Below are 21,095 nucleotides of genomic sequence, written 5' to 3' on the forward strand. Positions count from 1 at the left end.
ACGGTTTGATAGATAATCTATTTCTAGGGGTATATACTTATATCAATAATTCTAAAAGGGGTGGATGAATATGGCATCATTAGAAGTCTTAAATCCAGCGACGAACGAAGTAATTGAAACATTAGAATATACAAGTGAATCAACAACCAAACAACAAATTGAGAAAGCGCATAAAGCGTTCAAATCTTGGAGAGAAGTAGATGCACATGAACGTGCAGATAAGTTGTATAAATGGTTCTCTTTAATTAATGAACATAAAGATGAATTGGCAGAACTGATTACTAAAGAGGGTGGTAAACCTATAAAAGAAGCACAAGGTGAAGTGGATTATGCGAATTCATATGTTTCTTGGTATGCCGAAGAAGCTAAACGTATTTACGGTCGTACAATTCCAGCAAATACACCTAATAAAAATATTATTGTGAAAAAATTCCCAGTAGGCGTAGTAGGAGCAATAACACCATGGAACTTCCCAGCCGCAATGATTACGCGTAAGATTGCGCCAGCATTAGCTGCAGGTTGTACGATTGTATGTAAACCTGCGACGCAAACACCATTAACTACTATTCGTCTCATTGAATTGGCGCATGAAGCGGGAATCCCAGAAGATGCCGTTCAATATGTCATTATGCCTGGTAAAGATGCAGGTGAATTATTCACAAAACATCCTGTAATGCAGAAAGTTACATTTACTGGTTCAACAAATGTCGGCAAGAAACTTATCGCACAAGCTGCTGAATCAGTTGAAAATGTCACAATGGAACTAGGTGGGCTAGCGCCATTAATCGTTCACGAAGATGCGGATATTGAATATGCCGTAGATCAAACAATTGCCTCAAAATTCCGTAATGCAGGACAAACTTGTATTTGTGCGAACCGAGTTTACGTTCACGAAGCGGTTGAAGCAGAATTTGTTCAACAATTAACGCAAAAAGTCCATGAATTAAAAGTCGGAAATGGTATGGATGAAGACGTGACTATTGGACCATTGATTAACGAAGATGGCGTGAAGAAAGTGGTTAATCAATTGAAAGATGCAGAATCTAAGGGCGCTAAATTATCACGCTCATTAGACGAAGCACAAGAAATGGGCGGCAATTTCTTAAAACCTGTCGTCGTTTCAAATGCGAATCCAGATATGCTTGCAATGCAAGAAGAAACATTTGGACCTATCGTACCGATTGCACCATACTCAGATCTAGAAGATGCCATTCAAATGGCGAATGATACACAATTTGGTTTAGCTGCTTACTTCTTCACAAATGATTATCGTACTGGCTTCCATCTATATAACTCACTTGATTATGGTGTCATTGGTTGGAATGATGGCGGTCCATCAGCAGCTCACGCACCATTTGGCGGTATGAAAGAAAGTGGTTATGGTCGTGAAGGTGGTACAGAAGGCATCGAACCATACTTAGAAACGAAATATTTATCAATAGGTAATATGTAGTAGATGATGTGCGCTTCTCTTTTTAGGGAAGCGTATTTTTTATCGAAAAATTCTTGTGAATTCATTATTTTTGTTTAAAAGTACTATATAAATTTTTATGAAATCGTTTACATATATCTTTTTCAGTGAAAGAATAATAAAAGATACATAAACTTAGGAGGATGTTATTTATGAGTGAAACTATTCCGGAGAAAATGAACGTTGCATTAATGCATGAACCTTATGATATTGAAATTGTCGAAAGAGATATGCCAAAAGTAGGACCTAAAGATGTCTTAATCAAGATGATGGCAGTAGGTGTTTGTGGTTCTGACGTTCACTATTATGCACATGGTCGTGTTGGTGAATTCGTAGTCGAAAAACCAATCGTATTAGGACATGAATGTGCTGGTATGGTAGCACAAGTTGGGGATGAAGTAACAGACTTTAAAGTAGGAGATCGTGTTGCTATCGAACCAGGTGAACCTTGCCGTGAATGTGAATATTGTAAATCTGGACAATATAATTTATGTCCACATATGGAATTTATGGCGACACCACCATACGATGGTGCGTTCTGTGAATACGTAAGCCATCCGGCAGACTTCCTTTATCATTTACCAGACTCAGTGACTTATGAACAAGCAACCCTTGTTGAACCATTCTCAGTAGGTTTACAAGCATGTAAGCGTGCGGATATTAAACCAGGATCAACTGTTGTGATTATGGGTATGGGTCCAGTTGGTTTAATGGCAGTTGTAGCTGCTAAAGCTTATGGCGCAACAAACATTATCGTTTCAGACTTAGAAGATAATCGTTTAGAAGCGGCTAAACGTTTAGGGGCAACAACAGCAATAAATATTAAAAATGAAGACGTCGTTGAACGCATTAAAGAATTAACAGACGGTCAAGGTGTTAACTATGCAATCGAAACAGCAGGTAACCCGATCGCCTTAAGAAGCGCATTAAATTCATTAAAAGATGGCGGTACTTTAGCTATTGTTGGTTTACCTCAAGAAGATATGAACGAAATCAATGTGCCATTTATTGCGAACCATGAAATTAATATTGTGGGTGTCTTCAGATACGCGAATACGTACCCACAAGGCATTCAAATTTTAAGTACAACAGATGCTGATATTGATTCATTATTCACACATCAATTCGAATTAAATGATACGAAAGAAGCCATGGAATTAACACGTACAAGTAAAGGTGATGCCTTGAAAGTAATGGTGTACCCAAACGGTTTCTTAGATAAATAATAAATTTAAAATATGATTTATTATAGCTTAAAGTTAAGATAAATATGTATTACCCCATAGCCTCCTACTATTTAAAGGTATGGAGGTTATTTTATGTCTGTTTAAACAGATTGTTTGATTAATCGTGCGCGATTGTTTAAGCTTTAATTAATCGTACACGATTGAAAAGAGGTGATGCCATGAATAACGAAGATATGAAACTCGCAAATCAACTTTGTTTTTCTGCTTATAATGTGAGTCGTTTATTCGCGAAATTTTATGAACAACAATTGAAACCATTTGGATTAACGTATTCTCAGTATTTGGTTTTACTCGCTTTATGGGAACACGATAATCAACCCTTACATGAAGTAGGTAAACAGTTAGATTTATCAAGTAATACATTGACCCCACTTTTAAAGAGATTAGAGCAGTCAGGGTGGGTTAAACGACAACGTTCAGAGGCAGATAAACGTCAATTAGTCGTCTCTTTAACGCAAAAGGGGCATGAGCAACAAGAAGCAGTCTTTGAGGCAGTCGCACAATGTTTACCTCCAAAATTTGATGAAACTCAATATAACGAAACGAAAGCAGTCTTAAGCAATTTAGAACAGTCCTTAAAAGCACTCACGAATAAATAAAAAAGGATGAGTTAAATGAAACAATACGATGTTGTATTTATAGGAAGCGGACACGCAGCATGGCATGCAGCACTAACACTTAAACATGCAGGCAAAGATGTTGCCATTATCGAAAAAGATACGATTGCAGGTACATGTACAAATTATGGTTGTAACGCTAAAATCTTACTTGAAGGACCTTACGAAGTGTTAGAAGAATCAGCACAATATAACGGTATTATTCAATCACAAGACTTGCATGTGAACTGGGAAAACTTAATGGATTATAAAAAACAAGTGATTAATCCTATGAACGGCATGTTAAAAGGTATGTTCGAGCAACAAGGTATCGATGTTTATATGGGTGCTGGTGTAATTAAAGATGCACACACAGTGACAGTGAATGATGAGGCATTACAAACTGAGAACATTGTCATTGCGACAGGTCAGCACAGTAATAAATTAGATATTGAAGGTAAAGAACTAACTCATGATAGTCGTGACTTCTTATCTATGGATGAACTTCCAAAACGTATGACATTTATAGGTGTAGGTATAATAAGTGTGGAATTTGCATCAATAATGATCAAATCAGGCGTAGAAGTGACTATGATTCACCACTCTGATAAACCACTTAAAGGTTTTAACCAAACACACGTAACACAACTCATTAAAAAATTAGAAGACGAAGGCGTACATTTCTACTTTGATGAAGAGACGCAAAAAGTAGAAAAAATAGGTGAAGCATACAAGGTTTCAACAGCATCTGGATTAACGATTGATACAGATTATGTCTTAGATGCGACAGGTAGAAATCCAAATGTAGAAGGTATTGGGTTAGATCAAGTAGGTATCGAATATAGTAAGAAAGGTATTTCAGTAGATGGTCATTTAAGAACAAATGTGAGCAATATTTATGCAAGTGGCGATGTCTTAGATAAAGATATACCTAAATTAACGCCAACAGCGACATTTGAATCAAATTATATAGCGGCTCACATTTTAGGAATGACGCAAGATGAAATACAATACCCAGCGATTCCTTCAGTATTGTACTCGTTACCACGTCTTTCTCAAATTGGTGTTAGTGTTCAAGAAGCTGAGCAAAGTGAACGTTACACAGTTAAACATATTCCGTTTGGTAAACAAATGGTATTTGAATATAAAAATGAAACGGATGCAGAAATGTATGTCGTTTTAGATGAAGAGAAACGACTTGTTGGCGCAGATATATATGGCGTCGATGCAGCTGATTTAGTACATTTACTTGTATTTATTATTAATCAACGCATAACAGCACAAGATTTAAATAAATTAATCTTTGCTTTCACTAGTGCCTCTAGCGGTGTCATTGATTTTTTAAAAGTGAATATGTTGTAATTTAATATAGATAAATAAAGATGCCTACATATTGGAATCAAAGCGTTATTGTTCCAAATCATGTAGGCATCTTTGTAAATTTTACTATGCGGGTAGTCTAAGAATTTACTTTTGTGATTCTAAGAATTTTTCTGCTACGGCTTTACCAGATTGTGGATTTTGACCAGTAATAATGCGACCATCAGCGACTGCAAACTCAGTCCAGTTATCACCTTGTTCATAGTTTGCACCACGATTTTTAAGTTCATCTTCAGTAAGGTAAGGAACAACGTCGGCTAAGCCCACTGCTTGTTCTTCACTATTTGAGAAGCCAGTAACCGTTTTGCCATCGATAATATGTTTACCTTCAGCATCTTTTACATTTAATAAGCCAATTGCACCATGGCAAACTGAAGCAACAACATCGTTATTTTCATAAATTTCTTGAGTTAGCTTTTGTAAATCTTCATTATCTTTGAAGTCCCAAATTGTACCATGACCACCAGCGAAATAAATGACGTCATAATTTTCAGCTTTAACTGCGTCAGGTGTAACTGTATGACCAAGACGTGTCATAAAGTCTTTATTCTGATAATATTCCCAGTCTAAATCTGTCATCATATCTTCTTGTAAACTTTGAGGGTCAATGGCAGTATAGCCACCTTCTGGACTAATATAATGTACTTTATAACCATTTTTATATAAGACATCCGCGAAATGAACAACCTCACCAAACCATAATCCAGTTGGACGATTCATATCAGGATATTTCGTTACACTTGTTACTACAACTAATGCTCTTTTTGTATTCATTGATACGCCTCCTAATTTTATACTACGTTTAGTCTACCCTTTTTGGAAAAGTAAGAAACTGAAGAGTCGTGAATTAAATATAATATGTTTCATGTAAAACGATGTAAGATGTATTCGTTGTTAGTCCAACGCAACTTCAATATACTTGATATAATGGCTATTTTTTAATGAGAGGAGGATTTTGAATGGTACAAGACAATGGAAAATTAAAATGGTCAAGCTTAATTATGGGAACGTTACTATTAATTGTTGCAGTTATTATTTTCAGTTATCCTGTTAAAAATTTCTACACACTTACTTGGCTTATTGGCTTATTAATTCTTATTAATGGTGTGATTCAACTATTATTCCGTCGTGCTGCGAGAGCGCTTTCCGGTAGCGGTTCAGGATTAATTGTTGTCATAGGAATTATTGATATTATATTTGGACTACTTGTGATATTTAACGTTGGGGCAAGTTCAACCTTCTTCATATTTATGTTTGCCGCATGGTTTATTGTAAGTTCAGTTATTGGACTAATGACCATTTCAAAACAAAGCCGTTTGAAGGGACTATCTATCATTGTTAACGTTTTAGGCTTACTATTAGGAATTATTTTACTTTTTAACCCTATGATGGGGATGATTCTAGTATCAACGATGATAGCCATCACATTTGCAATTTTAGGTGTGACTTACGTTATTGATGGACTTGCGTAAATTTTTAGAATAGGGAGAGAGGCAGAATTTTATATGAATTCTTTGTCTTTCTCCCACTTTTTATATTTAGAAGTGGAAATCTTAAAAAGTGAATTCATAAATGGGAAGTATTACAATAAGACTTATTAAACAATGATTCTAGGAGGCATTCATGTGACGTACAATTTTGATGAGATCATAGACCGTCGTTCTACAAATGCGATGAATGTAGAAGGTTATAAAGGCTATTTATTTGGAGACGCAGATACTTCAGATTTAGAAGAACATGATGAACTGATTCGTATGTGGATAGCTGATATGGATTTCGCGACACCTGAAGTTGTGTTAGATGCGATAAGAGACAGACTCGATAAAAAGATTCTAGGTTATACCAACATATTTGGCACAGATTATTATGAGGCTTTTGTGTCATGGACAGAACGACGATTTGGTTATACATTTCCACAAGATCACCTTGTATTTTCTCATGGGATTGTTGCAGGTTTAATTGAACTTGTAAGCTATATTTGTGACAACGACGATAAAGCGTTGATTTTAACGCCGAGCTACGGTCCTTTTAAAATGGTTTGTGATAAAAATAATATTAAGACGGTATATTCTCCGATGATAAATCATAATGGATACTATGAAATCGACTTTGAAGATGTTCGTCAAAAAGTGGAAACAGAAAATATTAAATTATGTATTTTTGCTAATCCACATAATCCAACAGGTCGTGTATGGTCAGAAGCGGAATTAAAGCAATTGGGACAAATTATGGTCGATAATGACGTATGGATCATATCAGATGAAATTCACTGCGACATTAAACGTGACGGTCAAACACATGTACCTTTTGCTAAAGCAGTGCCAGATTACGATAAGATTGTTACCGCAATGTCGCAAAGTAAGGCATTTAATATAGCAGGCTTAATGTTCTCAAACATCATTATTCCGAATAGAAGATTATTAAAGACATGGAAGTTACATCACTTTAGTTCTGAGAATCCATTAAGTATCGTTGCGACACAGGCAGCTTATGAAAAGGGCGAAGACTGGTTAGCTGCTATGAATGATTATCTAGACGATAACTTTAAATACCTAGCACAATTTTTAGAACAAGAACTGCCACATGCAGAATTTAAAATTCCAGAAGCAACCTACCTCGCATGGGTTGATCTAAGCTATTACATTAAAGCAAAACACATAGATGAACCAATCGCTAAATATTTCATCAAACACGCCGGCGTTATCATTGAAGGACAAGAACAATTCGTTCATAACGCAGAAGGACATATCAGAATAAACATCGCTGTTCCACGTGAAATCATGATCAAAGGACTGCAAAAGATTAAAGACGCATTAGTTTAAAAAGGAGATAACACATGTCGATTATAGAGTCTTCGAACAATGGTAATACACCCTTTCAAAAATTATTAGGTCATCAAGAAGAAATAATGCAATTATGGACACAACTAAGTGATGTGTTAGAAAGTGACAGCGCACTTAGCAAAGAATTAAAAGAAGAGTTAAGAAGAATGTTAGCGCAAAAGAACGGTTGTCAGTACTGTAAAGCTAAAGGTCAACCTACCGGCAGTCTTAAAGATGAAAAATCGTCCATTTGCATAGGATTCACAGAAGTTTTTATTAAGATGGGTGACCAAATTCCGGACAATATTATAAAAGTACTTAAAGACAGTTTAACAACAGAAGAAATTGTTGAACTCATTGCATTTATTACATTCACAAACGCACAACAAAACTTTGGTGCAATAATGAAATTGCAACCGTAATACAACCCTCTATCTAACGTGGGTAGAGGGTTTTTTATTTGAGTGAGTAGCAAGATAATCTTCCAAATCTTATAAAACTTATATGAAATGATAGAAATAAGTATATAAAAATTTAATTTTACAATTATTTGAAAATTCAGAATCATGAGTATAGAATGTAATTAAAGGAATGAGAAAACGTTTACATTAAGAATATGCTATATCTCATTTCTATGTTTTTACAGAATATTTTGGGATGCACAACGATACGATCTTACGGAAGTGGGTGATAGTGATGACGGACTCATATGATTTGATTGTGATTGGTGCAGGACCTGGTGGATATGTTGCCGCTATTCGCGCTGCACAATTAGGTCAAAAGGTTGCAATTGTAGAGAAAACAAACGCAGGGGGGACTTGTTTAAACGTAGGTTGCATACCTTCTAAAACACTACTCGAACATGGAACGAAAGCACATGATATACGTAAGGCCAATGATTGGGGAATTGAGACACAAGGGATGAAAGTAAACTTCTCTAAATTAGTACAACGGAAACAACACATTGTTAGCACGCTCACAGGTGGTGTGAAGCAATTATTAAAGAAAAACAAAGTTAATTTCATTAAAGGTGAAGCTACTGTAACGAAAGATTTAGAAGTTAAAGTTGGTAATCAATCATATCAAGCGAAAGATATTATTCTAGCAACTGGTAGTAAACCTTTTATTCCACCTATTGAAGGATTAAATGACATAAAGTATGAAACGACAGACACATTTTTTGATATAGAAACGTTGCCTAAACAACTCGCAATTATTGGTGGCGGTGTTATAGCTACTGAGTTAGCATCTTCAATGGCTGATTTAGGAGTCGAGGTTACGATGATTGAAGTTAATGAAGATATTCTTCTCACCGAGATTGAAGAAGTACGTGAACTGTTAAAGGACCATTTGAAGAATCAAAGTATAAGAATTTTAACAGGCGCAAAGATATCTAAAGTAACAACCTCTAAAGTGATTTTGGATAATCATGAAGATGTGTCATTTGATACTTTATTAGTGGCAACTGGTCGACAACCGAACATCAAGGTAGCTGAAGATCTAGATATCGATATGGATGGTAAATTTGTACAAGTCGATGAACACTATCAAACAACAATTAATCATGTATATGCTATTGGAGACCTTGTTAAGGGTTATCAACTTGCACATTCAGCGAGTTCACATGGATTACATGTTGTTGAAACTTTGGCTGGATTAAAACCACCGCCAGTATCTCCAAACAATATTACACGTTGTATTTATACTCGTCTTGAAGCAGCATCAGTTGGTTTATCTGAGTCTCAAGCTAAAGAAGCGGGTTATGACGTATCTGTTACACAATCTTCTTTTCAAGGAAATGCAAAGGCGCTCGTAAAAGGAGAAGTACAAGGCTTTATCAAAATTGTAACTGATAAAGCATATGGAGAGGTCTTAGGTGCTTTTATTGTTGGTCCACATGCTACAGATTTAATCAGTGAAGTATTAGGTGTCAAAGTTTCAGAAGGTACAATGAATGAGTTATCTAACATCATTCAACCACATCCTTCTCTATCCGAAGCAATTGGCGAGAGCGCGGATGCATACTTTGGAAAAGCCATTCATATGTGATAACAGAACAAATCAATGAATGATAGGAGGAACTAACGATGGAAAAAGAACAAGCACGTTGGATTTATAAAACGATGAATGAAATTCGATATTTTGAAGAAAAGGTGCATAAAATCTTTAGTGACGGTAAGATTCCTGGTTTTGTTCACTTATACGTAGGCGAAGAAGCTGTAGCAACTGGTGTAATGTCACAACTTGAAGACGACGACTATATTACAAGTACACACCGAGGACACGGACATGCAATTGCCAAAGGATGTGACCTTAATGGCATGATGGCGGAGATAATGGGTAAACGTGATGGACTTGGTCATGGAAAAGGTGGTTCCATGCATGTTGCAGAAATAGATAAAGGAATGCTCGGTGCCAATGGTATCGTAAGTGGTGGCTTCGGACTTGCTACTGGTGCAGGTATTTCTATTCGAAATCAAGGTAAAAAGAATGTTGCTGTATGTTTCTTTGGTGATGGTGCAGCCAATGAAGGTAATTTCCATGAGGGCCTTAACTTTGCCTCAATCTTAAACCTTCCAGTTATCTTTGTTTGTGAAAACAACCAATTCGGTGAAGGTACAACACATGATTATGCCAGTGCTTCAGAAACAATTGCAGAGCGTGCTTCAGCTTATAACATGCCAGGTGTCAGAGTGGATGGCATGGATGTCGTTGAAGTTTATAAAGCAGCGCAAGAAGCTGTAGAACGAGCAAAAAATGGTGAAGGCCCTACGCTAATTGAGTGTGACACGTATCGTAAATATGGTCATTTTGAAGGGGACGAACAAAAAGTTAAATCACCAAATGATCGTAATGCGGACAAAAACGCAACAGAAGACTTTAAACGTCAAGCACTTGAAGAAGGTTGGTTAACAGAAGAAGAATTAAATGAAATTGAACAAACAGCTAAACAAGCAGTAGAAGATGCAGTGAAATATGCAGATGAAAGTGAATTACCAGATGTAGATTCATTACACGAAGATGTATTTGCCTAAAAGGAGGTCATAACTATGAGTGAAGAACGCAAGTTAACATTTATGGGTGCAATTAACGAAGCAATCGATCAATCAATGGAACAAGATGATAATGTTATTCTCATTGGTACGGACGTTTCAGGTGGTGCAGGTGTAGAACATATTAAAGATGATGATACATTTGGTGGCGTTTTTGGTGTAACTAAAGGACTTGCGAAAAAATATAGTCGAGATCGTGTTATTGACACACCAATCGCAGAGCATATTACACTCAGCTCTGCTGTAGGTGCAGCTGCTACCGGTATGCGTCCTATTGCAGAATTAATGTTCAATGACTTTATTGGATTCGGTTTAGATCCTATTTTGAACCAAGGTGCAAAAATGCGTTACATGTTTGGTGGTAAAGCTAAAATTCCATTAGTTGTACGTACAGTTCATGGCGCTGGTGCAGGCGCAGCGGCACAACATTCTCAATCATTGTATAACATGTTTGCAACAATACCTGGTGTAAAAGTAGTCGTTCCTTCTAATCCTTATGATGCTAAAGGTTTATTAATGGCAGCAGTACAAGATGATAACTTAGTAGTCTTTTCAGAAGATAAAACATTATTAGGACAAAAAGGTGATGTGCCTGAAGAACCTTACACAATAGAAATTGGAAAAGCGAAAGTGACGCGTGAAGGTGATGATTTAACAATTGTTGCAATCGGTAAAATGGTGGCAGTAGCTGAACAAACAGCAGACAAATTAGAAGAAGATAACATTTCAGTTGAAGTTATTGATTTACGTTCTGTGTCACCATGGGATAAAGAAACAGTTCTAGAATCAGTGAAGAAGACAGGTCGTTTAATTGTGATTGATGAATCAAATCCACAATGTAATGTAGCGGGAGATGTTGCATCTGTTATTGGTGATATTGGTTTTGATTATTTAGATGGACCAATCAAGAAAGTCACTGCACCGGATACACCAGTTCCATTCGCAGCAAACCTTGAACAAGCCTATATACCAAATGTAGATAAAGTATTAGATGTCGCATCTGAACTAATTGAAGACTTGAAAAAAGTTAATTCATAGGCAAGGAGGTGTTGAACGATGAGCGAAAATATTATTATGCCAAAACTCGGTATGACAATGAAAGAAGGAACAGTCGAAGAGTGGTTTAAAGCAGAGGGAGATGTGGTTGAACAAGGTGAAAGTGTATGTACGATTAGTTCTGAGAAATTGACTCAAGACGTTGAAGCACCAGCTAGTGGTATATTACTCGAAATTAAAGTTCAAGCCGGAGAAGAAACTGAAGTTAAATCTGTACTTGGTATTATAGGTGATGAAGGGGAAAGTACTGAATCAAGTAGTACGACTGAATATGATAATGAAGAATCCAATAACTCACAATCAGACGATGAAGAGCAACAAACCAACGATATAACTTCTGATAATGAAGATGATAGTAATCATGATGAAGATACAAATAAGTCTAATAATGTTGAACCCCAAAATGGTAAACGTATCTTTATATCACCACTTGCACGCAAGATGGCAGAGGATAAAAACTTTGATATCACTAGAATTCAAGGTACAGGCGGTAATAATCGTATAACAAAATTAGATATTCAACGTGTAGCAGAGCAAGGATATGATATTGAAGCAAAAAATGAGGATATGCAATCTAAAGAGGATAAGAACACTAAATTTAACAGTGCTAATGTCGGTGAAGGACTAAATCCAATGCGTAAGCGTATAGCACAGAATATGCGTCAAAGCTTGGCCGAAACAGCACAACTTACGTTACATCGTAAAGTGGATGCTGACCGTTTGTTAGATTTCAAAAACAAACTATCAGCTGAACTTGAGAATGCAAATCAAGATACTAAATTGACTGTCACAGCATTGCTAACTAAAGCCATCGTCTTAGCACTTAAAGATTATGGTGCAATGAATGCTCGATATGAAAATGGTCAACTTACAGAATATGATAATGTTCATTTAGGTGTAGCAACGTCACTCGACGAAGGGTTAATGGTACCAGTTATAAATAATGCAGACACTAAAAGTATTGGTGCTTTAGCTAAAGAGATTAAATCTTCAGCAGAAGCGGTACGTGATGGTAATACAAATGATGTTAAACTGGCAGGTGCTACTTTTACAATTACTAACATGGGTACTAGTGGCATCGAATATTTCACACCAATTCTTAACCTGGGTGAAACAGGAATCCTAGGTGTAGGTGCACTTTCTAAAGAAGTTGTACTTGAAGGAGATAGTGTTAAACAAGTATCACGTATTCCATTAAGTTTAACGTTTGATCATCAAATTCTTGATGGTGCGAGCGCTGCCGATTTCTTAAAAGTATTAGCTAAATATATTGAAAATCCATATCTCTTAATTCTTTAATAACAAATATATTTAATTTGATTAAGATCCTCAGTACACAAACAATGCTGGGGGTCTTTTCATGTCTCGAACCACACTTCCAATCCTTTCGCGCAACACAAAGCCCTTTATTGAAAAAGTAAAAATTCTGTCACTTACGTTTATTTGAAATTATAAAAATATAACTCTAATATAAAATTGAAAGGATATAAAAGCGCTTACATATTAGACGAGTGGTTATGTTCATAACTAAGGGTATTAAGGGACGAAAACAACTTCAAAGGTGAAAGGGGTACAAATGATGTCTAAATCGTATGATTTAATCGTTATTGGAGCAGGACCTGGAGGTTATGTTGCAGCAATTCGAGCAGCGCAACTAGGCAAAGATGTAGCGATTGTTGAGAAACAGCACGTTGGTGGTGTATGTCTCAATGTAGGTTGTATACCGTCGAAGATATTTTTAGAATATGGTGCTAAAGTGAGAGATATTCATTCTGCAAACAATTGGGGAATTAAAACGAATCACATAGACATTGATGTAACTAGTCTCGTACAACGTAAAGATCAAGTGGTTAAGACAGTGACTGATGATGTTCGAGACGCATTAAGACAACACAACGTTGATTTTATTGAAGGGGAAGCAGAAGTATTAGAAGGATTAAAAGTTCAAGTCGATCAAACTATTTATACCGCGAAAGATATTATCTTAGCGACAGGAACAAAGCCATTCGTACCACCAATCGAAGGGCTAGACCAAGTGCACTTTGAAACAGCTGATACATTTTTCGATATGGAACAGCTGCCGAAACAACTTGTGATTATTGGCGGCGGCGTTATTGCCTCGGAAATAGCCTCATCAATGGCTGATTTAGACGTAGATGTTACGATTTTGGAAAAGGGCGATAGCATCCTATCTAGTGAAATTAAAGAAATACGCGACCATCTATCAACCTATTTGAAACAACAAGGTGTTAACATCATCACCAATTCAGAAACTAAGAAAGTAAATGCCAAGACTTTGGAAATTGATGGAAAAGATGGCCCTAAAGAAATACCATATGAAACATTACTCTTTGCGACAGGGAGACAACCTAATGTTCAAGTTGCTAAGGCGCTTAATTTAGAACAAAATGGCAAATGTTTACAAGTTAATGAACATTATGAAACTAGTTACGAGCACGTCTATGCGATTGGTGATTTAGTGCCGGGCTATCAGTTAGCACATACTGCAAGTGCACATGGTAAATATGTGGCAGAATATATTGCAGGCAAACAACCAGAACCGATAAATCAAGAGGATATACCAAGATGTATTTATACAAGATTGGAATCTGCGTCAGTAGGTTTATCAGAATCACAAGCACAAGAAGCGGGTTATGAGGTTGAAGTGACGACTGCGCCTTTTCAGAAGAATCCTAAAGCAATCTTAAAAGGTGAAACACAAGGAATGGTTAAAATAGTAGCGAATAAGCAGGATGGTAAAATTTTAGGTGGATTTATCGTTGGACCTCATGCGACAGATTTAATTAGTGAAATCTTGGGAATTAAGGTTTCGGGCGGTACATTAAATGATATTTCTCGAATTATACAACCACATCCTTCACTATCGGAAGTGATTGGTGAAAGTGCAGATGTATCTTTTGCAAAAGCGATATATCATTAAGGAAGATCGATTATTATCTTTTCTTAGTAAAATACATTGGTAATCTATACTTTTTAACACATTAGCGATTTGATTATAAATTATACAAAACGAATTATATATACGTAACTAGCATTATTAGCATGAAAAATCCCCCAGGCTCGTCAAAGTTGCTGGGGGTTTTAATGTGTTATTTATGTAACTTATTAATTAGCGTAGCGATTAAACCATTAAAATAAATATATTAATAAAGGTATAAATCTCATTTACTAAAAGCACAAAGTATTGGCTGCGAGACGCTACTAGGAATAGCATTAGCACTGAGACAAAATCTAAATAAAAAAAGAGTTAAATCACAACCTACAAGACTTTGAAAAAGGTTTATAAAGTGATTTAACTCTTTTCAATTATAAACAACTTGTCTCAGGCTATACCTAGAGCAAGCGAGTAGCAACAATACGCAGTATTGTGTAAACTGCACACATTAAATTACTATCAAACATTTAAGTAACTTAATTTACCTGTTAAGGTAATTAAATTGTTAAAGTAATGAATTACAATTCTTCATAAACAGCTACAATTTCATTTGCTAAACGGTCATTGATTTTCGCATATTCTTGTAAGAATGCTTTTACACCATGTGCATCAATGTATTCACGCATTTCAACTGTTTCTTTATCGTTCATATCATCATATTTTAATAATAACGCTGCTGCTTTTAATAAGCCTTTGCGACGTAAATTATTTTCATATAAATAAGATAAAGGTTTGATAATACGATCTTTAGGACCGATTTTACGAATTGTTCCACGACCTACACGTGTTACTTCGTCAGAAAGGTATGGATTCTTGAAACGACCAATAATCTTCTCAACATAAGCCGCTTGTTCTTCTTTAGTGAAACTGAAGTTATCAACGATGTACTCGCTTGTTTCACCTAATACTTGACGTAAATCTGCAACGATAGCTTCATCTTTAACAGCATCTAATACAGTATCTCTATCATAGAAGCGACCAGCATATGCTAATAAAGCATGACCAGTGTTAACTGTTAATAATTTACGTTCGATGTAAGGTGTTAAATCATCAACATATTTAATATGTTCTAACTCTTCACCGTACCAAGCGTTTTTTTCAACAACCCATTCAAAGAAGGGTTCAACCATAACGTCTAAGATATTGTCATTCTTTTGAAGTGGGACAATACGGTCAACTGCAGAGTTCGCGAAGTGAATGTTATCACCTAATGGACCAGTGATGTCTAAGATTGCTTCTTTAAGCGTATCAGTCGCCATAATCGCATTTTCACACGCTACGATATTAACGTGATTTTCCTTCTCTTTTAAGACTGGTGCAAATGATTTCGCAATGATAGGAAGGATGTTCACACCAACTGCAGTTGTAATAATGTCAGCTTCAAGAATTGCTTGTTTCAATTCATCTGAAGGTTGACCACTGTTAATCGCACGAACGCCAGTAACGCGTGTTGTTGTTTTTTCTTCATTAGCAAGAATAACGTTATACGCGCCTTCATTATCTAATGCATTAATAATTTCCTCATTAACGTCTGCAAATGTTACATCAATGTTGTTATCTGAAAGAATATAGCCGATGAATCCACGGCCAATATTTCCAGCTCCGAAGTGTACAGCTTTCATTATGCGTCAGCCTCCTCAAAGACTTGTTTAATTTCTTCAGCAGATTTAGCGTTGACGATACGATCAACATTTTCTTCTTCACTGAATGTAATTGCGATTTTAGATAACAAGTCTAAATGTTCGCCATCTTTACCAGCGATGCCAACAACAACTTTAACTGTTTCGCCGTTCCAATCTACGCCTTCAGGAATTTGTAGTAATGTTAAACCTGATGCTAATACATCACCTTTAGCTTCGTCAGTACCGTGAGGAATTGCTAAACCATTACCCATGAATGTTGAAACAAGTTGTTCACGTTCTTTCATTGCTTGGATATACGCTTCGTTTACAGAACCATTATCTACTAAAGCACGACCAGCTTTTTCAATTGCTTCGTCTTGGCTTCCTACAGATACGTTTAAAAAGATATTGTCATTACTAAATAATTCAGTCATTTTTTACACTCCTAAGTTAATTGATTGTGAATTCGTTTTAAAAAGCTATCTCTCAATATGTGTTTCATAGCGTCAGGGTCTTGCATGAAGTCATCAATTTGCTCGAGATGATGTCCTAATTCAGCAGATAATTCCCCAACAAGTTGTGCCATTTCATCATTATTTGGGATGAATAGGCTAACCATATATTTAATTTTGAAAAGGTCATTTTGAGTACTTTGCATGCCCAAACTTTCATTTAATATCGTGATTAAAATGAGGGGGCGTAATATTAAATCATTCTTCATATGTGGAATCGCAACGGGATAGGGTTGCAATATCCAACCAGGATTCTGATTTAATTTATCTTGCAACAGCTCAGCGAATGACGTCTGACTATTCGGCGCAATGACGCCATGTTCCTCAAGATAGTCAGCTAAATAATGATTCCAAATAGTTACATCTTTGTATTCAAATTGCATAGAGTTCAACAATGATAAGCCGTGTTCGATGTTCATGACCACTTGATCAGGGTCTTGAATCGAATGCTTCATTTCGTTCTCTTCATGTTGTTTCGCTATATGCTCGGTTGTCTTTAAGAATGATGCTACATACGCTACATCGGATTCTGGTAGCAATGGATTGACGGTAATAAATGGCGTTGTGATATCCAATTTAACCGTTGAAATAATGCCATCGTAATCCTCTAGGTTTAACATTTTCAAATCACTGACGGACGCTTGTGTAATCTTCTCTATTTCATTAAAAGATTGTTGTAATCGTGTTGCCAACAATCGACTTGTTCCAATACCACTACTGCAGACAACTAAAACATGTAGTAGTTGGGTGGACTGACTTTTCAAAGAGCCACCAAAATGCAAAACGATGAAGGCAATCTCACTATCCGGGAAGACTAACTCTGGCCATGTCTGATCGATGGCCTTGTGTACAATATCGAAGAGACGAGGATACTTGTACTTAATCATCTCGGTGAGTGGATTGTACGTTTCAATGTTTGCTTCCAAACGATTAATCGCTGGATTAATGTGCAATGATAATCCATGAACAAGCGTTGCATAGTCTTCGAATGATTGGCCTGATAAGCGCTCTACACGATTTACAAATGCTTGTATTTTACGGTCGTCAAATTCATTATTCTCAAACATCTTGAAGGTTGTTCGACGGTTTGCACCACGTAAATGAATTGTTATAAAAGTGACTTCCGCTTGGTTAAAGTCGATGTCGTATAGTGTCTCTATACGTTTCGCAATTTCTGTGGCAATTTGATGTTCAAATGTGTCTTTTACAGAATTATGAATATCTTCATTAATCGATACATATTCACCATTTTGAATACGCGCAATACTTAACACGATATGGACGGTTAAGGTCAGATAACTCGATTCTGTTAAGGTATAAGGTAATTGGCCTAGGTAATCCATTAAAATACGTTCAATCTTAAATATGCTATCAAGGTCGACTAAAGCTTGTTGTGATTGATTAATCGATTGATAGACGAAGTGGTTCTCGATAACAGAGTAAACACTTGTACTATTCAAGTTGTTGACCATCAATTGACTTAAGAACTCACGTTTCTTTGATTCGGGGCCATCAAGATATACCCCTTCACCACGCTTGCGATAAAGGATAAGTTGATAGCTAGCGAGATCATTCTCTAGGTCATCAAGCAATTTGGTTAATGACTGAACAGATACGCCAATTTCTTGAGCCAAGCTGTATTGCTTAACAGCATGTTTTGATTGAATGAGCGCATATAGAATAATTGCCTTTTGTTCTTCAACAGACAAGTCAATGGTATCGTGTTGCGCCATTTCTTGTTTTAACAGTCGGATCTGGTCATAATCACAAGATAACTTAATCCCTTTTTTATTTGCCCGTTCAAGTGTCATATTGAAGCCTTGGAGGTAGGTTTCAATCCCTTTTAATTCACGATGAATAGTACGAGAGGACACGCCAAGTTGTTGAGCAATTTCATAAATCGTGACGTATTGACCGTAATACTTAATTAGCAGTTCAATGATTTCCTTTTCACGTATACTCATTAACATGGTGTGTCCCCCTTGAAAGGAGTCTAAACATAAGTGATAGAAATAATATGTTCGACTCTTAAACTATTTAATTATGCTTTGTCTTGGTCTTTCTTCAAGTTGTTTAATAACTCTTCATAACGTGGAGAATTTAAGAAGTTATCCACTGAGATATGAATTGCGTTTGGAACTTGTTTGATTGCACGGTCTGTTAATGTTTTTTGTGTAATAACAAGTTGTGCATTATTTGGTAATTGGTTAATAGCAGTATTTGTAACATTAACGTCTGAAATGCCTGCTTTTTTGAATTTATTACGTAACATACTTGCACCCATTGCACTAGAACCCATACCCGCATCACATGCGAAAATAACATGGTCTACGTTGCTATAGTCGTGAGCGTCTACGTCTTCAGTGTTGTAGTTATCAAGTAAGTCTTCTTCTTCATCCTCTGATGAAGCTTCTTTTTTATCTTCATCATCAGCTTTGTTAGCAGCTACGCCAGCTGCGCCAGTACCAGTTGTCGCACCAGTTAATTTAGAAGACACGCTAGATTTTTTACCTTTAGTAGATTCCATTTTAGCTGTTGCTGCTTCTAAATCTTGTTTAGGTTCTTTAGTAAATTTCATAATTAATGCTGCAACTACGAATGAAACAAGTGCTGCTAAGAATACGCCTAATACCATGTGTAAGAATTCACCTTTAGGTGCATTTAAACAATACACGATGAATGAACCTGGTGAAGCTGGACTCTTGAATCCGAAACCAGTTGCTTGGTAAGTTGCTACGCCAGTCATACCACCTAAAATAACAGCGATGAATAATAATGGACGCATTAATACATATGGGAAGTAAATTTCATGAATACCACCGAAGAAGTGGATGATACCTGCACCATATGAAGTTGCTTTCGCTGTGCCTTTACCGAAGATCATGTACGCTAATAAGATACCGATACCTGGTCCAGGGTTTGATTCGATTGCGAATAAAATTGATTGACCTGCACTTGCAGCTTGGTCAGTACCAAGAGGTGTGAATACACCGTGGTTAATCGCGTTGTTAAGGAATAAAATTTTAGCTGGTTCTACAATGATACTTACGATTGGTAATAAGTGTAAGTGTACTAAGAATTCAACTGCTACAGATAAGATGTGCATGATGAATTGCATAATTGGCGCCAATAATTTGAAGCCAAGGATTGTCATAATGAATGCTAGAATACCTGCTGAGAAGTTATTGAATAACATTTCAAAGCCTTGTGGTGTTCTAGGTTGTAAGAATTGGTCAACTTTCTTCATTAACCAACCAACAAGTGGTCCCATAATCATTGCACCAAGTAACATTGGTGTTTCTGGTAATGCAACAATAACACCCATAGTTGCTGTTGCCGCAACGATACCGCCACGTAAGTCGTGAATTAAACGACCACCACTAAATGCGATAAGTAATGGAATTAAATATGTGATCATTGGCCCTGCTAATTGAGATAATTCTTTGTTAGGGAACCAACCATTATCAATGAAAATCGCAGCAATAAAGCCCCATGCGATAAACGCACCGATGTTTGGCATAATCATACTACTAAGGAATGAACCAAACGCTTGAACTTTACGGCCGAGACCTTTTTTCTCTTGTGTCTCTGTTTGAGCCATAACTACACCTCTTTTTTTATTCTGATTTGATAATTCAATTGTAATGGCATAGGAAAGCGTATACAACACAAAGAAAATGCGACTTTGTCACAGTAATTGTGACAAGGTCATGGTGAGAGTCTCACAACTATATTTAAGCCCAATGTAAGAAACTTCTACTTATGATAATTATGTGAGAAATTCCATTGAAAATGTTTGAATTTGGCAATGAAAAAATGTCATTAATTATATTTTAAATGCGCAATAAGTTATTACTTATTTAAAGATTAAATGATAGGAAACAGGTTATAGAACAAGTAAGAAACAATATAAGGAATGTTGTTTATGACTGGAAACACAGGAAACGGATGTGTGAAATGTGGACATACGGAAGTGGAAGAAGGAACATTATCAGCAACAGGATCTGGACTATCTAAGATGTTTGATGTGCAGCATAACAACTTTAAAACAATAACTTGTAAAAATTGTGGTTGTACTGAATTTTATAAAACAAATAATAATAGAACGAGTGATATTGTCGATTTATTCTTTGGTGGATAATTGAATATCAATATTTATGTCAGAATCAGCGACTTTCTAGGGGCTGATTCTTTTTTGTTTGGCGAAAAGGTAGACTTCGGGTTGTGTGATGTTAGAGGTTCGGATGTCTAAAATCAAATAAATTCAACCTAAATTACTAAGAATTTGAATAATTTGAGCAGTTTATATACCTAACTTTCTTAACTATTGGTACCATAGTTTTATTAATTAAAACATATTTCCAGGGTTATACCGTAAGG

At 36.2% G+C, this 21,095-nt stretch carries 18 protein-coding genes; 13 read left to right on the forward strand and 5 right to left on the reverse strand.

Annotated elements, in window-relative coordinates:
* Nucleotides 1-70: 70 nt before the first annotated feature.
* From HMPREF3134_RS02240 to HMPREF3134_RS02255, 4 genes are all read left to right on the forward strand, one after another.
* Nucleotides 71-1,453, forward strand: a complete 1,383-nt coding sequence (locus tag HMPREF3134_RS02240) for an NAD-dependent succinate-semialdehyde dehydrogenase (RefSeq protein WP_070440422.1) — start codon at nucleotides 71-73, stop codon at nucleotides 1,451-1,453.
* A gap of 170 nt (nucleotides 1,454-1,623) precedes the next feature.
* Nucleotides 1,624-2,697 (forward strand): NAD(P)-dependent alcohol dehydrogenase, encoded by a 1,074-nt coding sequence (locus HMPREF3134_RS02245; RefSeq protein WP_011274544.1) that lies wholly within the window; start codon nucleotides 1,624-1,626, stop codon nucleotides 2,695-2,697.
* 179 nt (nucleotides 2,698-2,876) lie between these two features.
* The gene (locus HMPREF3134_RS02250; RefSeq protein ID WP_011274545.1) at nucleotides 2,877-3,317 is read left to right on the forward strand and encodes a MarR family winged helix-turn-helix transcriptional regulator; all 441 of its coding nucleotides are present in this window, start codon (nucleotides 2,877-2,879) and stop codon (nucleotides 3,315-3,317) included.
* A 15-nt stretch (nucleotides 3,318-3,332) separates the two neighbouring features.
* Nucleotides 3,333-4,676 carry a dihydrolipoyl dehydrogenase family protein gene (locus HMPREF3134_RS02255; protein ID WP_070440425.1) on the forward strand — a complete coding sequence of 448 codons (1,344 nt, stop codon included), beginning with the start codon at nucleotides 3,333-3,335 and terminating at the stop codon, nucleotides 4,674-4,676.
* Between the two features lie 105 nt (nucleotides 4,677-4,781).
* Here HMPREF3134_RS02255 and HMPREF3134_RS02260 read toward each other — a convergent pair whose 3' ends face one another.
* Nucleotides 4,782-5,468: a type 1 glutamine amidotransferase domain-containing protein gene (locus tag HMPREF3134_RS02260; protein ID WP_011274547.1), complete on the reverse strand. Its 687-nt coding sequence runs from the start codon at nucleotides 5,466-5,468 to the stop codon at nucleotides 4,782-4,784.
* 185 nt (nucleotides 5,469-5,653) lie between these two features.
* Here HMPREF3134_RS02260 and HMPREF3134_RS02265 point away from each other — a divergent pair, with 185 nt between their 5' ends.
* From HMPREF3134_RS02265 to lpdA (HMPREF3134_RS02300), 8 genes are all read left to right on the forward strand, one after another.
* On the forward strand, nucleotides 5,654-6,166 hold the full coding sequence (locus tag HMPREF3134_RS02265; protein ID WP_070440427.1) for a DUF308 domain-containing protein: 513 nt from the start codon (nucleotides 5,654-5,656) through the stop codon (nucleotides 6,164-6,166).
* Between the two features lie 153 nt (nucleotides 6,167-6,319).
* Nucleotides 6,320-7,516, forward strand: a complete 1,197-nt coding sequence (locus HMPREF3134_RS02270; RefSeq protein ID WP_070440429.1) for a 3M3SH-releasing C-S lyase — start codon at nucleotides 6,320-6,322, stop codon at nucleotides 7,514-7,516.
* A gap of 14 nt (nucleotides 7,517-7,530) precedes the next feature.
* Complete coding sequence (locus HMPREF3134_RS02275) at nucleotides 7,531-7,938, forward strand: carboxymuconolactone decarboxylase family protein (RefSeq protein ID WP_070440431.1); 408 nt, start codon at nucleotides 7,531-7,533, stop codon at nucleotides 7,936-7,938.
* Nucleotides 7,939-8,212: 274 nt separating this feature from the next.
* A complete protein-coding gene (gene lpdA / locus HMPREF3134_RS02280; protein WP_070440433.1) occupies nucleotides 8,213-9,565 on the forward strand; it encodes a dihydrolipoyl dehydrogenase in 1,353 nt (450 codons plus the stop codon).
* A 38-nt stretch (nucleotides 9,566-9,603) separates the two neighbouring features.
* Nucleotides 9,604-10,551, forward strand: coding sequence for a thiamine pyrophosphate-dependent dehydrogenase E1 component subunit alpha (locus HMPREF3134_RS02285; RefSeq protein WP_070440436.1), 948 nt, complete (start codon nucleotides 9,604-9,606; stop codon nucleotides 10,549-10,551).
* A 15-nt stretch (nucleotides 10,552-10,566) separates the two neighbouring features.
* Complete coding sequence (locus tag HMPREF3134_RS02290) at nucleotides 10,567-11,607, forward strand: alpha-ketoacid dehydrogenase subunit beta (RefSeq protein WP_070440438.1); 1,041 nt, start codon at nucleotides 10,567-10,569, stop codon at nucleotides 11,605-11,607.
* Nucleotides 11,608-11,625: 18 nt separating this feature from the next.
* Nucleotides 11,626-12,924, forward strand: a complete 1,299-nt coding sequence (locus HMPREF3134_RS02295; protein ID WP_070440440.1) for a dihydrolipoamide acetyltransferase family protein — start codon at nucleotides 11,626-11,628, stop codon at nucleotides 12,922-12,924.
* A 280-nt stretch (nucleotides 12,925-13,204) separates the two neighbouring features.
* Complete coding sequence (gene lpdA, locus HMPREF3134_RS02300) at nucleotides 13,205-14,566, forward strand: dihydrolipoyl dehydrogenase (RefSeq protein ID WP_070440442.1); 1,362 nt, start codon at nucleotides 13,205-13,207, stop codon at nucleotides 14,564-14,566.
* Nucleotides 14,567-15,099: 533 nt separating this feature from the next.
* Here the strand turns inward: lpdA (HMPREF3134_RS02300) and HMPREF3134_RS02305 are convergent.
* The 4 genes from HMPREF3134_RS02305 to HMPREF3134_RS02320 form a co-directional block, all read right to left on the reverse strand.
* Nucleotides 15,100-16,203, reverse strand: coding sequence for a mannitol-1-phosphate 5-dehydrogenase (locus HMPREF3134_RS02305; RefSeq protein ID WP_070440444.1), 1,104 nt, complete (start codon nucleotides 16,201-16,203; stop codon nucleotides 15,100-15,102).
* Nucleotides 16,203-16,637: a PTS mannitol transporter subunit IIA gene (locus HMPREF3134_RS02310; RefSeq protein WP_011274562.1), complete on the reverse strand. Its 435-nt coding sequence runs from the start codon at nucleotides 16,635-16,637 to the stop codon at nucleotides 16,203-16,205. The genes HMPREF3134_RS02305 and HMPREF3134_RS02310 overlap by 1 nt, the downstream gene beginning before the upstream one ends.
* A gap of 11 nt (nucleotides 16,638-16,648) precedes the next feature.
* Nucleotides 16,649-18,685, reverse strand: a complete 2,037-nt coding sequence (locus tag HMPREF3134_RS02315) for a BglG family transcription antiterminator (protein ID WP_070440446.1) — start codon at nucleotides 18,683-18,685, stop codon at nucleotides 16,649-16,651.
* 71 nt (nucleotides 18,686-18,756) lie between these two features.
* Nucleotides 18,757-20,316, reverse strand: a complete 1,560-nt coding sequence (locus HMPREF3134_RS02320) for a PTS mannitol transporter subunit IIBC (RefSeq protein ID WP_070440448.1) — start codon at nucleotides 20,314-20,316, stop codon at nucleotides 18,757-18,759.
* Between the two features lie 324 nt (nucleotides 20,317-20,640).
* On the opposite strand from HMPREF3134_RS02320, the gene HMPREF3134_RS02325 reads away from it, so the two are divergent.
* Entirely contained in the window at nucleotides 20,641-20,856 is a 216-nt protein-coding gene (locus tag HMPREF3134_RS02325) for a zinc ribbon domain-containing protein (RefSeq protein ID WP_053024391.1), read from the forward strand.
* Nucleotides 20,857-21,095: the final 239 nt, after the last annotated feature.

This window comes from Staphylococcus sp. HMSC14D10, from assembly GCF_001808125.1.
GTDB lineage: Bacteria > Bacillota > Bacilli > Staphylococcales > Staphylococcaceae > Staphylococcus > Staphylococcus haemolyticus.

Coding starts and splice junctions, on each gene's coding strand:
- HMPREF3134_RS02265 (WP_070440427.1), top strand. CDS start 5,654: ATGGTACAAGACAATGGAAAATTAAAATGGTCAAGCTTAATTATGGGA.
- HMPREF3134_RS02240 (WP_070440422.1), top strand. CDS start 71: ATGGCATCATTAGAAGTCTTAAATCCAGCGACGAACGAAGTAATTGAA.
- HMPREF3134_RS02245 (WP_011274544.1), top strand. CDS start 1,624: ATGAGTGAAACTATTCCGGAGAAAATGAACGTTGCATTAATGCATGAA.
- HMPREF3134_RS02320 (WP_070440448.1), bottom strand. CDS start 20,316: ATGGCTCAAACAGAGACACAAGAGAAAAAAGGTCTCGGCCGTAAAGTT.
- HMPREF3134_RS02305 (WP_070440444.1), bottom strand. CDS start 16,203: ATGAAAGCTGTACACTTCGGAGCTGGAAATATTGGCCGTGGATTCATC.
- HMPREF3134_RS02310 (WP_011274562.1), bottom strand. CDS start 16,637: ATGACTGAATTATTTAGTAATGACAATATCTTTTTAAACGTATCTGTA.
- HMPREF3134_RS02290 (WP_070440438.1), top strand. CDS start 10,567: ATGAGTGAAGAACGCAAGTTAACATTTATGGGTGCAATTAACGAAGCA.
- lpdA (WP_070440433.1), top strand. CDS start 8,213: ATGACGGACTCATATGATTTGATTGTGATTGGTGCAGGACCTGGTGGA.
- HMPREF3134_RS02295 (WP_070440440.1), top strand. CDS start 11,626: ATGAGCGAAAATATTATTATGCCAAAACTCGGTATGACAATGAAAGAA.
- HMPREF3134_RS02275 (WP_070440431.1), top strand. CDS start 7,531: ATGTCGATTATAGAGTCTTCGAACAATGGTAATACACCCTTTCAAAAA.
- HMPREF3134_RS02250 (WP_011274545.1), top strand. CDS start 2,877: ATGAATAACGAAGATATGAAACTCGCAAATCAACTTTGTTTTTCTGCT.
- HMPREF3134_RS02285 (WP_070440436.1), top strand. CDS start 9,604: ATGGAAAAAGAACAAGCACGTTGGATTTATAAAACGATGAATGAAATT.
- HMPREF3134_RS02255 (WP_070440425.1), top strand. CDS start 3,333: ATGAAACAATACGATGTTGTATTTATAGGAAGCGGACACGCAGCATGG.
- lpdA (WP_070440442.1), top strand. CDS start 13,205: ATGTCTAAATCGTATGATTTAATCGTTATTGGAGCAGGACCTGGAGGT.
- HMPREF3134_RS02315 (WP_070440446.1), bottom strand. CDS start 18,685: ATGTTAATGAGTATACGTGAAAAGGAAATCATTGAACTGCTAATTAAG.
- HMPREF3134_RS02325 (WP_053024391.1), top strand. CDS start 20,641: ATGACTGGAAACACAGGAAACGGATGTGTGAAATGTGGACATACGGAA.
- HMPREF3134_RS02260 (WP_011274547.1), bottom strand. CDS start 5,468: ATGAATACAAAAAGAGCATTAGTTGTAGTAACAAGTGTAACGAAATAT.